The sequence below is a fragment of the Streptomyces sp. NPDC046881 genome (assembly GCF_040645015.1).
Taxonomy (GTDB): Bacteria; Actinomycetota; Actinomycetes; order Streptomycetales; family Streptomycetaceae; genus Streptomyces.
The window spans coordinates 1-13,650 of sequence record NZ_JBEYXJ010000165.1 but is presented as its reverse complement, the minus strand read 5'-3'; the positions used below and the strand labels follow the sequence as shown (position 1 = coordinate 13,650).

Annotated in this window: 13 protein-coding genes and 1 rRNA gene; 7 read left to right on the top strand and 7 right to left on the bottom strand. The window is 71.5% G+C overall.

The window, feature by feature from the left end; all coding sequences use genetic code 11:
* Positions 1-92 (top strand): 5S ribosomal RNA (gene rrf / locus ABZ923_RS39055); the annotation flags it as partial.
* 80 nt (positions 93-172) lie between these two features.
* A complete protein-coding gene (locus tag ABZ923_RS39050; RefSeq protein ID WP_361482413.1) occupies positions 173-739 on the top strand; it encodes a GNAT family N-acetyltransferase in 567 nt (188 codons plus the stop codon).
* Here ABZ923_RS39050 and ABZ923_RS39045 read toward each other — a convergent pair.
* The 7 genes from ABZ923_RS39045 to ABZ923_RS39015 all read right to left on the bottom strand — a co-directional run bounded on the left by ABZ923_RS39045 (position 736) and on the right by ABZ923_RS39015 (position 8,768).
* Positions 736-2,232 (bottom strand): type IV secretory system conjugative DNA transfer family protein, encoded by a 1,497-nt coding sequence (locus ABZ923_RS39045; protein ID WP_361482410.1) that lies wholly within the window; start codon positions 2,230-2,232, stop codon positions 736-738. The two genes, ABZ923_RS39050 and ABZ923_RS39045, sit on opposite strands and share 4 nt — an antisense overlap.
* Positions 2,233-2,268: 36 nt before the next feature.
* Positions 2,269-3,681, bottom strand: coding sequence for an ATP-binding protein (locus ABZ923_RS39040; RefSeq protein WP_361482407.1), 1,413 nt, complete (start codon positions 3,679-3,681; stop codon positions 2,269-2,271).
* 12 nt (positions 3,682-3,693) lie between these two features.
* Positions 3,694-5,250, bottom strand: a complete 1,557-nt coding sequence (locus ABZ923_RS39035) for an SCO6880 family protein (RefSeq protein WP_361482404.1) — start codon at positions 5,248-5,250, stop codon at positions 3,694-3,696.
* On the bottom strand, positions 5,247-6,587 hold the full coding sequence (locus tag ABZ923_RS39030) for a hypothetical protein (protein ID WP_361482401.1): 1,341 nt from the start codon (positions 6,585-6,587) through the stop codon (positions 5,247-5,249). Before ABZ923_RS39030 ends, ABZ923_RS39035 begins: the two co-directional genes overlap by 4 nt.
* On the bottom strand, positions 6,577-7,404 hold the full coding sequence (locus ABZ923_RS39025; protein WP_361482398.1) for a hypothetical protein: 828 nt from the start codon (positions 7,402-7,404) through the stop codon (positions 6,577-6,579). The genes ABZ923_RS39030 and ABZ923_RS39025 overlap by 11 nt, the downstream gene beginning before the upstream one ends.
* A gap of 143 nt (positions 7,405-7,547) precedes the next feature.
* On the bottom strand, positions 7,548-7,856 hold the full coding sequence (locus tag ABZ923_RS39020; protein ID WP_014673544.1) for a hypothetical protein: 309 nt from the start codon (positions 7,854-7,856) through the stop codon (positions 7,548-7,550).
* A gap of 306 nt (positions 7,857-8,162) precedes the next feature.
* Positions 8,163-8,768 carry a TetR/AcrR family transcriptional regulator gene (locus tag ABZ923_RS39015; RefSeq protein ID WP_361482395.1) on the bottom strand — a complete coding sequence of 202 codons (606 nt, stop codon included), beginning with the start codon at positions 8,766-8,768 and terminating at the stop codon, positions 8,163-8,165.
* 53 nt (positions 8,769-8,821) lie between these two features.
* On the opposite strand from ABZ923_RS39015, the gene ABZ923_RS39010 reads away from it, so the two are divergent.
* The 5 genes from ABZ923_RS39010 to ABZ923_RS38990 all read left to right on the top strand — a co-directional run bounded on the left by ABZ923_RS39010 (position 8,822) and on the right by ABZ923_RS38990 (position 13,587).
* Complete coding sequence (locus tag ABZ923_RS39010) at positions 8,822-9,748, top strand: oxidoreductase (protein WP_361482392.1); 927 nt, start codon at positions 8,822-8,824, stop codon at positions 9,746-9,748.
* A gap of 114 nt (positions 9,749-9,862) precedes the next feature.
* The gene (locus ABZ923_RS39005) at positions 9,863-10,633 is read left to right on the top strand and encodes an SDR family oxidoreductase (RefSeq protein ID WP_361482389.1); all 771 of its coding nucleotides are present in this window, start codon (positions 9,863-9,865) and stop codon (positions 10,631-10,633) included.
* 167 nt (positions 10,634-10,800) lie between these two features.
* Positions 10,801-11,559 carry a trypsin-like peptidase domain-containing protein gene (locus ABZ923_RS39000; RefSeq protein ID WP_361482386.1) on the top strand — a complete coding sequence of 253 codons (759 nt, stop codon included), beginning with the start codon at positions 10,801-10,803 and terminating at the stop codon, positions 11,557-11,559.
* A 92-nt stretch (positions 11,560-11,651) separates the two neighbouring features.
* Complete coding sequence (locus ABZ923_RS38995) at positions 11,652-12,653, top strand: bifunctional lytic transglycosylase/C40 family peptidase (protein ID WP_361482383.1); 1,002 nt, start codon at positions 11,652-11,654, stop codon at positions 12,651-12,653.
* A 229-nt stretch (positions 12,654-12,882) separates the two neighbouring features.
* The gene (locus ABZ923_RS38990) at positions 12,883-13,587 is read left to right on the top strand and encodes a phosphatase PAP2 family protein (protein ID WP_361482380.1); all 705 of its coding nucleotides are present in this window, start codon (positions 12,883-12,885) and stop codon (positions 13,585-13,587) included.
* Positions 13,588-13,650 lie beyond the last annotated feature (63 nt).

Here is a 13,650-nt window from a genome sequence, read left to right as displayed (position 1 = left end):
CGCCCGGTTACATTCCGAACCCGGAAGCTAAGCCTCACAGCGCCGATGGTACTGCAGGGGGGACCCTGTGGGAGAGTAGGACGCCGCCGAACAATTTTTGGGAAAACCCCCGCACTTCGGTGCGGGGGTTTTTTCGTTTTCGCCGCCGCAACGGCTGGTCTACCGTGGCCGCATGACCGTACCGACCAAGAACGACTACGTGGTTCGCGCGATACGTCCCGAGGACTGGAAAAAGGTGAAGCAGCTGCGGCTCGACGCGCTGCGGGACCCGATCGCGCACCTCGCCTACCTGGAGACCTACGAGACCGCGGCCGCCAAGCCGGACTCCTTCTGGCAGGACCGGGCCGTCGGCTCCGGCGAAGGGTCCACCACGGCTCTGCAGTTCATCGCCGAGGCACCCGACGGGACCTGGGCCGGCTCGGTCACCGTACTCATGGAGGAGGCCGGGACGGAGGACTGGGCCGGGTACCCGGTCGAGCGGCGGCAGGGACACGCGGTCGGGGTGTTCGTCCGGCCCGAGCACCGCGGGAGCGGGCTCGTCCAGGCCCTGTTCGAGGCCGGCGTGGGCTGGGCGTGGGAGCAGCGGGCCGAACGGGTGCGGCTGTTCGTCCACGAGGAGAACGCGCGGGCGCAGGCGGCGTACCGCAAGCTCGGCTTCGAGCCGAGCGGGCGGATCGTGTCGTTCACGAAGGACGAGGCCGAGAACGAGCTGGAGTTCGTCCTGGAGCCGCCTGCCTAGACCGGGAGTTCCTGGTGCGGCCAGCGCGAGCGGGCCTGTTCGCGGGAGCGGAGCAGGGCGAGCGTCGGAAGGCCCTGGTCCGCTCCGGTGGCGAGCAGGGCCGGCAGCTCGGGGAGCGGGGCCACGGCCGCGATGTCGTCCAGGACCAGAGTGAGTGGTGGGTCGAGCCGACCGGAGGATGACCGTTCGGCCATGCGCCGGCCGCGCTCGACCACGCTGGAGACGAGGGCCGTCAGGAGCGGCATCGCGCCCGGCTTGCTCCTCGGGTCCTCGATGGATTCACCGACCACATAGAGCGTGCCCCCTTCGTGGAGGAAGGAATCCAGGACCAGCGCATCAGTTCGGTTCGGGGTGCAGGCCTCGCGGATGTTGACCGTGGACAGCGCCGACAGGGCCCTGCTGGTCAGCTCCTGGGCGATGTCGCGGCGTTCGGGGTGGGCGGTGAGCGCCGCCTCCAGTTCGCCCGCCGCGCCGGGGGCCGCCTTCGGGTGGGTGCGCAGGGTGCGGACGGCGTCCTGCACCTGGGTGCCCTGGGACCAGCGGTGGACGTGGCGGATCGTGCGGTTGTCCAGGGCGGCCGCGTGCAGGTAGCTGCGCAGGAGGGTGGTCGCCGTGTCCGCCACCGCCTGGTCGATCTTGGCGGTGGGCTGGACGGGGGCGAGCAGGGCGGTCGCTCTGTGCAGGGCCGTCTGCTTGTCCTCGCAGCCGGCGGTGGGCGACCAGTGCAGGCGGGCCGGGGTGTCGCAGAGGTGGGTGGGGTCGTAGAGGAGGGTGGGGCCGAGTTTGGCGCGGGTGTCCTTAGTCTCCGTCCACAGGGCGGGGTTGGAGGTGACGAGGAGGACGGGGCCTTCCGCGTCGCGTACCGCCTGGGCGGCGGTCGCCTGGCGGCTTTCCCTGGGGGCGATGAGGAGCCTCTCCCATCCGCCCGCCCGTACCTCCTCGGCCGTTCCCGGCCCCGGTGGCGGCGGCTCGGGCTCGTTGCGCGGCGCCGGGACCTCGTGCTGCTGTGCGGGAGCCGCGGCCGTGGGCGGGGGACTCGGGACCGCGGGTGCGAGGCTCGCCGCCGCCGCGGGTGCGACGCTCGCCGGCTCCGCGCCCTCGGCCGCGGCAGCCGTAGCCGCCCGCCGTGCCTTGCCCGCACGCCACCGGGCCACCGTTCCCAGCACGAACATGACGGCGACGAAGAGGATCATCAGCTGGCCGATGAACAGGCCCCAGAACAGGCCCCAGCCGGACAGCTGGGCCGGTGGGGTGTCCGGCCAGGCGCCGGTGAGGTCGTGCGGCCGGCCGATGAGGTGGCGCATGGCCAGGGGGGTCCGGGTGAAGGTGACGCCGGCGGGCCAGGCGCCCTGGGCGAACCAGGCGGCCAGGCCCGTGGCCGTCCACACCAGCACGGTCATGCCGAGGAGGAACGCGAGTATGCCGATCAGCAGGCCGTCGGGAATGCCGCCCTGGCCCTCCCGGCGACTGTCTCGGCGGTCGTCCGGTCTCACCCTGTACTCCCTGTGTCCCCTACTGCCCTGCTTCCCTTACGCCACCGTCGACTCGGAGTCGCCCAGGTGCTGTTCCACGAAGGCCGCGGCCCGCTGTTCCGCCTCCAGTTCGGCGGCGCGCAGGGCGTCGTCGGCCGTGAGGTCGCTGGAGGACTCGGTCATCGCGCGGTCGGTGAAGACCAGGGGCCGTTCCGTCTCCGTGACCAGGTGTTTGACCACCTGGACGTTGCCGTTGACGTCCCAGACCGCGATGCCGGGGGTGAGGGTCGGGATGATCTCCACCGCCCAGCGCGGGAGGCCCAGGACGCGGCCGGTCGCCCGGGCCTCGTCGGCCTTCTGGGCGTAGATCGTCCTGGTCGACGCCATCTTCAGGATGGCCGCCGCCTCCTTCGCGGCGGCGCCGTCGACCACGTCGGACAGGTGGTGGACGACCGCGACGAAGGACAGGCCGAGCCGGCGCCCGAACTTCAGCAGCCGCTGGAACAGCTGGGCCACGAACGGGCTGTTGATGATGTGCCAGGCCTCCTCGACCAGGAAGATGCGCTTCTTCCGGTCGGGGCGGATCCAGGTGTGCTCCAGCCACACGCCGACGATGGCCATGAGGATCGGCATGGCGATGGAGTTGCGGTCGATGTGGGACAGGTCGAACACGATGAGCGGCGCGTCCAGGTCGATGCCGACGGTCGTCGGGCCGTCGAACATGCCCCTGAGGTCACCGTCGACCAGGCGGTCCAGGACCAGTGCCACGTCGAGGCCCCAGGCGCGTACGTCGTCTATGGCGACGTTCATCGCCTCGGCGGACTCCGGCTCGGGGTGCCGTAGCTGCTCGACGATGTCGGTGAGGACCGGCTGGCGGTCGGTGATCGTCTCGTTGACGTAGGAGTGCGCGACCTTCAGGGCGAAGCCGGAGCGTTCGTCCAGGCCGTGGCCCATCGCCACCTCGATGATCGTGCGCAGGAGCGCCAGCTGGCCCGTGGTGGTGATCGCCGGGTCCAGCGGGTTGAGCCGGATCCCGTGGTTCAGGGCGGCCGTCGGGTCGAGCCGGATGGGGGTTATCCCCAGCTCCTGGGCGATGAGGTTCCACTCGCCGACCCCGTCCTCGCCCTGGGCGTCCAGGACGACGACCTGGCGGTCCCTGAAGCGGAGCTGGCGCAGGACGTACGTCTTCTCCAGCGCCGACTTGCCGTTGCCGGACTCGCCGAGGACGAGCCAGTGCGGCGCCGGCAGCTGCTGGCCGTACAGCTGGAAGGGGTCGTAGATGTAGCCCTTCCCGGAGTACACCTCCCGGCCGATGATGACGCCGGAGTCGCCGAGGCCGGGCGCGGCCGTGGGCAGGTAGACGGCCTGGGCCTGGCCCGTGGAGGTGCGCACCGGCAGCCGGGTCGTCTCCACCTTCCCGAAGAGGAAGGAGGTGAAGGCCTCGGTGAGGACGGACAGCGGATCCCGCATCGGCGACAGCCCCTACCTTCGGATGCCGGTGGCGAAGGGAAGTGTGTTCACGAAGGCGCGGTGGTGCTCCCGGTCGCACCACTCCAGCTTGAGGTACGACTTGCCGGCGGAGGCCCTTATCGTCCGCTTGTCGCGGGCGAGGGCCTCCGGGGAGCGGGAGGAGACGGTGATGTAGCCGACCAGGTTGACGCCGGCGGCGCCGCTGGCGAGGTCCTCGCCGCGCTGGTCGAGGCGGTTGTGGGCGGCGATGTCCCGGGGGTCGACGGTCCGGTTCATCTTGGCGGCGCGGGACGCCTCGGCCTCGTCGTTGGTCTTCTCGGTCAGCATGCGTTCGATGGCGATCTCGGTGGGTTCGAGGTCCATGGTCACGGCGACCGTGCGGATGACGTCGGGGGTGTGGACGAGGAGGGGCGCCAGGAAGTTGACCCCCACCGGCGTCATGGGCCACTCCTTCACCCAGGCGGTGGCGTGGCACCAGGGCGCGCGGGTGCTGGACTCGCGGGTCTTGGCCTGGAGGTAGGTGGGCTCCATGGCGTCCAGCTCGGCCGGCCAGGCGTTGCGCTGGGTCATCGCCTGGATGTGGTCGATGGGGTGGTCGGGGTCGTACATGGAGTGGATGAGGGAGGCCAGCCGTCCCTGACCGAGCGGCTGGCGGACCCGGATGTCGGCCTCCTGGAGCCGCGAGCAGATGTCGGTCAGCTCGCGGGCCATGACGACGGCGAGGCCGGCGTCGCGGTCGACCTTGCCGCCGTGGGCGCGGGCGGCGCGGGCCATGGCGTGGGCCTCGGCGGCCAGTTCGCGGGTGTAGTGCATGCAGGCGACGAGGTAGGCGCGGTGCTGCTCGCTGCTGGTGGACACCATGGACTGGAGCTGGTCGTAGGACTGCTGGAGCCAGCCGGGGGCGCGGGTGTCGCCGCGTTGGGCGACGTCCTTGGCGTGGGCGTCCGGGTCGGCGGGCAGGGTCCGGGCGAGCATCTGCAGCCGGGTGACGAAGCCGTCCCCGTTGGCGACGTGCTTGAGCAGGGTGCCGAAGCGGTCGACCAGGGCCTCCTGGTCCTCGGAGTCGCGCAGGCCGACGCCGGGGCCCTCGATCTCGATGGCGGCGGTGACGGTCTTGCGGTCGGCGTGCAGGAGTACGGCGATCTCGTCGGGCCCGAAGGGTGCGGCGAGCCAGGTGATGCGGCCGATGCCGGGCGGCGGGCCGACCTCGATCTCGCGGCCGTCGAGCCGGGTCCCGGCCTCCATGGCGGTGGAGCGGTAGACGGCGCCGCGTTTGACGGTGCGCTTGAAGGAGCGGTTGATCTCGAACCACTTGTAGAAGGTGCGGCGCTTGTACGGCACGTAGACGGCGGCGAGCGCGAGCAGCGGGAAGCCGGTCAGCAGCACGATGCGCAGGGCCAGGACCGGGACGAGGAGGCCGCACATCATGCCGAGGAACGCGCCGACGACGATCAGGGCGATCTCGCCGGACTCGCGGTTCCTGCCGATGATCGCGTTCGGCCGGGCGCGGCCGATGAGATACGTACGGCGGGGCGTGACCGGATGGGACAGGTGGGACTCGGTCGTCAACGCCCTTCACCTCCCGAGCGGTTGTTGCGGGTGTTGCTGGCGTGCGGGGTGTTGACCGGGCTGGACGCGCGGGGCGCGGGCGTGGCGGAGGGGACGGCTCCGCCGGTGCCCCCGGTCGGGGTACGGCTGCTGTGGGCGGCGACGCCGCCGGTGGCGGGGTTGGCCGCGCGGGGGGTGCTGCTGCCCGCTCCGCCGTTGTTGTCGGCGCGGGTGCTGTGGGTCTTGATGCCCTGCGCGACGAGGGTGGCGGGGGAGCTGATGACGGCGGCGGCCTTGCTCTCGGCGCCCTGCATGATGCGGTTGTTGCGGGAGCCGGCGATCTCGTCGCCGAAGCCGGGGACGAAGCGGTAGATCATCGCGCTGGCGAAGATGGCGAGCAGGATGATGGCGAGGCCGGAGACGACGGCGGAGAAGGCGTCGGGGCCGTTGTCGCCGGAGAGGGCGCCGGCGAGGCCGAGGACGATCACGATGACCGGCTTCACGAGGATGACGGCGATCATGATGCCGGCCCAGCGGCGGACGTGACCCCACAGGTTCTTGTCGACCAGGCCGGCGTAGACGACGGTGCCGAGGAGGGCGCCGACGTAGAGGAGGGCGGCACGGATGACCAGCTCCAGCCAGAGGACGCCGGCGGCGAGGATGCTGACCAGGGACACGACGATCAGCATGATCGGGCCGCCGCCGATGTCGTCGCCCTTCTTCAGGGCGCCCGAGAAGGTGCCGAAGAAGGTGTCGGCCTGGTCGCCGGTGGCCTTCGCGAGGACGTCCGTGACGCCGTCCGTCGCCGATACGACGGTGTACAGGATCAGGGGGGTGAAGGCGGAGGCCAGCACGGTGAGCCAGAGGAAGCCGACGGCTTCGGAGATGGCGGTGGTGAGGGGCACGCCGCGGACGGCTCGCTTGGCGACGGCCAGCAGCCACAGCAGCAGCGTGAGGATGGTGGAGGCGGCGAAGACGACGGCGTACTGCTTGAGGAAGGCCTGATTGGTGAAGTCGACGTTGGCGGTCTCCTTCACGGCCTTGCTGAGTTTGTCCACCGTCCAGGCGGCGGCCTCGGCACAGCCCTTCGCCAGCGACGACAGCGGGTCGAGGGTGGCGGTGTCCGGGGTGGTGACACCGCCTGATCCGCTGGAGTTGTTGCCGCGCTCGCAGTACTTCTTGGCCTCGCCCGAGATGGCGTCGCAGTTGAACCTGTCCTTCGACGGCGAGGGGGACGGGCTGCCGGAAGGGGTGGGCGAGGGCTCGGCGAAGGCGCGCGTGGCCAGCAGTACGGCCGTGGTCTGTACGGCGGCCACGACTCCGGCGAGCTTGAGCGCACGCTGCGGGCTACCGGGCATACGTGAACCCTCCGTACTCTTCGATGGCCTTGCTGATCTCGTCGGAGGTGGCGGCCTTGTCGTCACCGGGTACCGGCGCCGGGCCGTCCTGTTGCGCTTCGGAGTCGATCTTCCAGTCCCCGTTGGTCCACCGTAGATCGAACGTCCAGGTCTTCCAGGACGAGGTGACGGGGTCGGTCGACGTGCTGCCGGCCATGCCGATGAGTCCCATGTACCAGACGGCGACTTTGGCGCTGTCGCCCGCGTACTCCTGCACCGTCGTGCCGACCGGGATCACCCGCGAGACGAAAGTGCTGCCCTTCGGCGGGTTTCCGGCCGGGTCGAGGCCCATCTTGGCGAGGAAGCCGGCCGAATAGGCCTGGTCCATGGGGCCCTGGAGACGGGCCGCAGCCTCCGCGGTGTACAGCAGGTTCAGGAGCGTGTGGCGGCTGTCCTTCGTGAACATGTCTGTCGAGCCCAGGGCCACGGCGTAGTTCGAGGCGGCCGACTGGGCGCCCTGCTGGCTGTGGGCGAATCCCGTCGGCACACCGGCGGACTTGGTCTCCACCGGGCGCGACCCACTCGCCGACGTCGCCGAGCCGGTCGGTTCGCCGGTCTTCCCGGCCGCACTCTCCCCGGCCGAATCGTCCCCCCTGTTGGCGAACGCGATGGCGGCGATGAGGAGGACTACTACGCCTACCACCGTGACCAGGCTGCGGGAGGAGGTGCGGTGGGGGCGGCGGGGGGCGCCGCCGTAGGGGTCGGGGTCGGGGAGGCGGGTGCGGGTGTGGCCCGTCTCGGGGTAGTCGGTGTAGGCCTGTTCGTCTCCGGGACTCATACCGTGTGCGCTCCCTCACCCTCGTAGGCGTACGACGGTAGCCGTGCTGGTTCCCGCGGGGGCGCGGTGTGGTGACTCGACATCAGGGAAACGCAACCTCAGCCGGTGGGCACGACGGGTGGGTGGGGTGGAGGGGACGGGTGCTAGACCGCCATGCCGTACACGATGGTGAACAGCGTGCCGAGGGACCCGATGATGAACACCCCGGTGAGGCCGGCGATGATGAGGCCCTTGCCCTGTTCCGCGCTGAAGGTGTCCCGGAGGGCCGTGGCGCCGATGCGCTGCTTCGCCGCGCCCCACACCGCGATGCCGAGGCAGAGGAGGATGGCCACGGCCATGACCACCTCGATCATCACCTTGGCCTCGTTGCCCAGGCTGCCGAAGGGGCCCCAGTCCGGAGCGATTCCGCCGATGATGGTGTTGATGTCTCCCTTGTCGGCCGCAAAGAGCATGTAAGTCACCGCCCCTGGTGGGTAGTTCCGCGAGTGCCCCTGCGGTGTGCAGAGGTCAGGCCTCATTGTCGCCGACAACGCCGCCAACGTATGTCGACTTGACGTCATTGACTGGCGGGTTTCGTACGAATAGCCCGTACGGTCACTCTGTGTATCACGGCAGGTCACGCCGGGCAACGATGACCTTCTTTTCGGCCCGGCCCGGTTTCTGACGGCTGGTCGGGTGAGGCGTCGCGTCGATGGTCTCACGCAACGACGGGAAGGCGGGCCGTGGCCCGTCTTCCCGTGCGCTCGCCGTCGTGCGGGTCAGCGTGGGCGCAGGCCGTGCAGCAGCAGGTGGACGTGTTCCTCCAGGCCGGTCAGGGCCTCCGCCGGGTCGAGCGCGCAGCCGGCGATCAGGGCGGCCAGGCCGTGCAGGCTCGCGGCGGCGACGGTGGTGATGCGCTCGGGGTCGCCCCGGACGATCTCGCCCCGCTCCTGGGCGTCCGCGACCAGCCGGGTGAAGGTGCCGAGGGAGCGGTCGACGGCCGCCGCGAGCTGGGCGGTCCGGTCGGGGTCGTGCTTGCGCGCGAACATCAGCTCCAGCAGTTCGGGGTTCTCGACGGCGAAGCCCAGGTAGGCGCGGGCGAGGGCCGTCATCCGCTGTTCGAGGGACGCGTCCGCGCGGTCGGCGGCGGTGGCCAGGGCCTGGTTGAGGCGCTCGTACCCGTCCAGGGCCAGCGCGTCGAGCAGGGCCTGCTTGTCCTTGAAGTGCCGGCCCGGGGCGGCGTGGCTGACGCCGAGGTCCCGGGCGAGTTCGCGCAGCGAGAGCGCGCCGATCCCCTTCTCGCGCAGAGTGCGCTCGGCGCTCCTGAGCAGGGCGGCGCGCAGGTCTCCGTGGTGGTAGGGGCGGCTCGTGGGCATGTGCAACATCGTAACTCGATGTTGTCGTTGACAGCATTGTTGGCGCTGCCTACATTGAGGGTATGACTGACACGACCGACACGCGCGGCAAGCGCGGCAAGTGGAACGCGACCCGCCTCCCCGACCTGACCGGCCGTACGGCCCTGATCACCGGCGCCAACAGCGGCATCGGCTTCGCCGCCGCCCGGGCGCTGGCCGGGGCCGGGGCGCACGTGGTGCTCGCGGTACGGGACCTCGCCCGGGGCGGCGCGGCCGCGGCGCGGGTGACCGGCAGCACCGAGGTGCGCCGGCTGGACCTGGCGGACCTCGACTCGGTGCGCGAGTTCGCCGCCGGCTGGGACCGCCCGCTGGACCTGCTGATCAACAACGCGGGCGTGATGATGCTGCCGGCGCAGCGCACCGCGCAGGGCTTCGAGATGCAGTTCGGCACCAACCACCTCGGGCACTTCGCGCTGACCCACCTGCTGCTGCCCCACGTGACCGACCGGGTGGTGACCGTCTCCTCCGGCGCGCACCGCTGGGGCGACGCGGTGATCCACTTCGAGGACGTGAATCTGCGCGGGAACTACACCCCCGCCCGCGCCTACGCCCAGTCCAAGCTGGCGAACCTGCTGTTCACCCTGGAACTCCAGCGGCGCCTGACCGAGGCCGGGTCCGCCGTGCGGGCCCTGGCGGCCCACCCCGGCTGGGCGGCCACCAACCTCCAGAGCCGCACCGCGAACCCGCTGGCCAGGGCGGTCATGGTGGTCGGCAACAGGTTCCTCGCCCAGGACGAGACGGCCGGCGCCCTGCCCACCCTGTACGCCGCCGTCCAGGACCTGCCCGGCGCCGCCTACGTCGGCCCCGACGGCCCCGCCGAGATGCGCGGCGCCCCGACCCTGGTCGGCCGCAGCGCCGCGGCGAGCGACCCGGTGGCGGCCCGGCGGCTGTGGACGCTGTCCGAGGAGCTGACGGGCGTGCGGTGGCCGCTCCCGGCGACGGTACGGTGACGGAAGGGCCGCTTCCGGCGTCCCTGCGGACGGCGTCCCTGTGGAGGAGACGGCGGGCCCGGACCGACCACCGCGCCGTTCCGCCGACCGCACCGACCCACGGAGGGGCGAGGGATGACCGGCACCGGCCCCGTGGGCTTCCGGCTGACGGGCCGCACCGCTGTGGTGACCGGTTCCGTGCGGGGGCTCGGGCTGGAGATGGCGCGCGGGCTGGCCGCGGCCGGGGCGCACGTCGTCCTGAACGGCCGTGATCCGGTCACGCTCGCGCAGACCGCGGCGCGGCTGCGGGGCGAGGGCGGCTACGACGTCACGGCCGCCGCCTTCGACGTCACCGACCGGGACGCGGCCGAGCAGGCGCTGGCGGGCCTCGACGGCGTCGACATCCTCGTCAACAACGTCGGCCACCGCGACCGGCGGGGCCTGGCCGAGCTGGCGCCCGAGGAGCTGGCCGCGCTGCTCGACACCCATCTGACCTCGGCGTACGCCCTGAGCCAGCTGGTGGCGCGGGGCCTGGCCGCGCGCGGGGTCGCGGGCCGCATCATCAACGTCTCCTCGGTGGTCGGCCGGCTGGGCCGCACCGGGGACATCGGCTACGCCACCGCCAAGGCGGGCCTCGACGGGCTGACCCGGGCGCTGGCCGCGGACCTCGGCCCGAGCGGTACGACCGTCAACTCGGTCGCGCCGGGCACCTTCGCCACCGAGGTGGACGCGGAGCGCGCCGCCGACCCGGAGTGGACGCGCTGGCTGCGTACCCGTACGGCGCTGGGCCGCTGGGGCCGGCCCGAGGAGATCGCCGGCATCGTCGTCTTCCTGGCGAGCGACGCGGCCTCCTTCATCACCGGGCAGACGATCGCGGTGGACGGCGGGATGACGACGACGTTCTGAGGACCGCGGACCCGGGTCCGCTGACCGCTGACCGGGGCGGCCGGCGGCTTTCGCACGGGTTTTCGGCACTCCGCCTGCACTCCTCCGGCGGTGCGCCGGAGGTTCACAGGAAAATCTCAGCGAAGTCGAGGCAGGTTTCTCACCTTGCTGGGCAAGAGTGTGACTTGATGAAGCGCATCACACGCATCTCGGTCACCTCTGTGGTGGTGCTCGCGCTGACCTCGGCCTCCGTGGCTGCCGCGAACGACGGGCCGGGCCCGCTCGGGGTCACCACGGACACCGCCGCGAGCCGGCGGAGCGCACGGGTGGGCGCGCTGTTCGGCGCGGACCGGGCCGGCCGGCTCGCCGGCGGCCACTTCTGCACCGCGTCGGTGGCGCACAGCCCGCGCGGCGATCTGATCGTCACCGCGGCGCACTGCGTGGACGGCGCCGACGGCGACCTGGTGTTCGTGCCGGGCTACCGGGACGGGCGGGCGCCGTACGGGGTGTGGAGGGTGACGCGGCGGTTCCTGCCGGACGGGTGGGCCAAGGGGCAGGACGAGGACAGCGATCTCGCCTTCGCCACCGTCGCCGGCCCCGGCGGCAGGCGGCTGGAGGACGTGGTCGGGGCCAACCGGTTCGCGACCGGGGTGGCCACCGGCGCCACCGCGGTCACCGTCACCGGCTATCCCGACTCCCGGGAGACCCCCATCAGCTGCACCAACAAGCCGAGCGTGCACAGCCGCACCCAACAGCGCATCGACTGCCCCGACTTCACCGGCGGCACCAGCGGCAGTCCCTGGGTCGACGGCGACGCGCAGATCGTCGGCGTCCTCGGCGGCCACGAGCAGGGCGGCGCCACGGCCGACACCTCGTACAGCGTGGTGCTGGGCCGCGAGGCGGCGGAGCTGTACCGGGACGCGACGGCGGGCACCGGAACGGGCTGAGAAAGCGTCACTCCGGCCCGTTCAACTGTGAAATGACGCCACTTCACGCCCAAATGGCCTTGAAGGGCGCCCGCATGGGGGAAAGTTGAACCGTGCGGAAGGTATGGGTGATCGGTGGCGCGGCCGTCGCGCTCGGCATGGGCTTCGTCATGCTGCTCGTCGTCGGTGTCTACCTCGTGGCCGGGAACCTGCTGGGCGGGGTGACGTCGGGGAGCCGCGGGCTGGCCAAGGGGGCGGTGCCGGCCGCCTACACGTCGCTGGTGCAGAAGTGGGGGAACCTGTGCCCCGCGCTCAGTCCCGCACTGCTCGCCGCCCAGCTGTACCAGGAGAGCGGGTGGAACCCGACCGTCGTCAGCCCGGCCGACGCGCGCGGCATCGCCCAGTTCATCCCGAGCACGTGGGCGACGCACGGCATCGACGGCAACGGCGACGGCAAGCGCGACATCTGGGATCCGGACGACGCGATCCCGTCGGCGGCTTCGTACGACTGCGAACTCGCCAAGTATGTGAAGGACGTGCCGGGCAACGTCTCGGACAACATGCTCGCCGCCTACAACGCGGGCGCCTACCGCGTGATCCGGGCCGGCGGGGTGCCGGCGATCAGCGAGACGCGGAACTACGTCCAGCGGATCCGCAGCCTGGAGAAGAGCTTCGCCGCGCCGGTCACCCGGATCGACCCCACCCGGCAGGCCGCCGGTGCCATCGCCTTCGCGCAGAGCCGGCTCGGCACGCCGTACCTGTGGGGCGGCGAGGGCACCGCCGAGCAGGGCGGGCGGTTCGACTGCTCGGGCCTGACCAAGGCGGCGTACGAGAAGGTCGGGATCGGTCTGCCGCGGGTGGCCAACGACCAGTACAACGCCGGGCCGCACCCCTCGCGGGACCAGCTGCTCCCCGGTGACCTGGTGTTCTTCTCGGACGACCTGACCGACTCCCGGGCCATCCGGCACGTCGGGATCTACGTCGGCGGCGGGTACATGATCGACGCCCCGCGCACGGGCGCCGTGATCCGGTTCGACCCGATCGACACCCCCGACTACTTCGGCGCGACCCGGGTGACGGAAGATGGCGCAAAAGCACTCCCCACCAGTGTATGACGGTGTGTTAACCAACCCCCTGAGCTGCGGTGATGAGTCTCTCTTCGATAACGTCTGCGTGATCATTCAGTGGAGAGTGGAACGTATTGAAGGTGGCTGTGCGTTCCTGTTGACGTAGCCGAGCGGACGTCAGTGCGGCAGTGCAGCGGAAGCGGATCTACGAACCACGGGGGGCAGGCGCGACGCACACGAGGTGCGTCCGGGAAGACGACGAAGGGGCCGCAGCACCATGGCTGTACTCGCCGAATCCGGATCGAACCCCGACGTCGACCTGCTCTACGACATCAATGGCCTGGCCAAGGACGCACCGCACTGGTTCGACCGGGTCATGGAGTTCGTCGGTGAGTACGGACTGCTGCTCGCCATGGTCCTGCTGATCCTGTGGTGCTGGTGGTCGGTGCGGCGCCGGGGCGGGGAGGACGCGGCACCCTCGGTGGCCGCGCTGGTGTGGGCGCCGCTCGCGGCCGGCCTCGCCGTCCTCGTGAACGTGCCGATACGCGGCTTCGTGGAGCGCCCCCGCCCCTTCGTGGACCACCAGGGCCTGGACGTCCTCGTCAGCGGCAAGACCGACTTCTCCTTCGTCAGCGACCACGCGACGATCACGATGGCGCTCGGCGTGGGCCTCTTCGTCGCCCACCGCCGCTTCGGCCTGGCCGGTATCGGGCTGGCCCTGCTGGAGGGCTTCTGCCGGGTCTACATGGGCGTGCACTACCCGACGGACGTCATCGGCGGTTTCGCGCTGGGCACGGCGGTCGTCCTGCTGCTGTCCCCGCCGGCCACGGCCCTGCTCACCCCGCTGATGCGGGCCGTGGAGCGCTCGCCGCGCGCCGGCCGGCTGGTGCGGCGCCGGCCGGCGGCGGACGCCGGCCGGGACGCCCTGCTCCCCGGCGCCCGGACGTCCGTGGAGACCGAGGAGCGCGACCTGGCGGCCTAGGCCGTGTCCGCAAAGTCCCTCCTGCCCTCCGGGCGGACGGAGGGAGTGTGGGGGCACCACCAA

Excerpts from the sequence above, each read along its gene's own strand:
- ABZ923_RS39040 (WP_361482407.1), bottom strand. The coding sequence starts at position 3,681 with ATGCGGGATCCGCTGTCCGTCCTCACCGAGGCCTTCACCTCCTTCCTC.
- ABZ923_RS39020 (WP_014673544.1), bottom strand. The coding sequence starts at position 7,856 with ATGCTCTTTGCGGCCGACAAGGGAGACATCAACACCATCATCGGCGGA.
- ABZ923_RS39010 (WP_361482392.1), top strand. The coding sequence starts at position 8,822 with ATGACTGACACGACCGACACGCGCGGCAAGCGCGGCAAGTGGAACGCG.
- ABZ923_RS39015 (WP_361482395.1), bottom strand. The coding sequence starts at position 8,768 with ATGTTGCACATGCCCACGAGCCGCCCCTACCACCACGGAGACCTGCGC.
- ABZ923_RS39030 (WP_361482401.1), bottom strand. The coding sequence starts at position 6,587 with ATGCCCGGTAGCCCGCAGCGTGCGCTCAAGCTCGCCGGAGTCGTGGCC.
- ABZ923_RS38990 (WP_361482380.1), top strand. The coding sequence starts at position 12,883 with ATGGCTGTACTCGCCGAATCCGGATCGAACCCCGACGTCGACCTGCTC.
- ABZ923_RS39005 (WP_361482389.1), top strand. The coding sequence starts at position 9,863 with ATGACCGGCACCGGCCCCGTGGGCTTCCGGCTGACGGGCCGCACCGCT.
- ABZ923_RS39025 (WP_361482398.1), bottom strand. The coding sequence starts at position 7,404 with ATGAGTCCCGGAGACGAACAGGCCTACACCGACTACCCCGAGACGGGC.
- ABZ923_RS39000 (WP_361482386.1), top strand. The coding sequence starts at position 10,801 with ATGAAGCGCATCACACGCATCTCGGTCACCTCTGTGGTGGTGCTCGCG.
- ABZ923_RS39050 (WP_361482413.1), top strand. The coding sequence starts at position 173 with ATGACCGTACCGACCAAGAACGACTACGTGGTTCGCGCGATACGTCCC.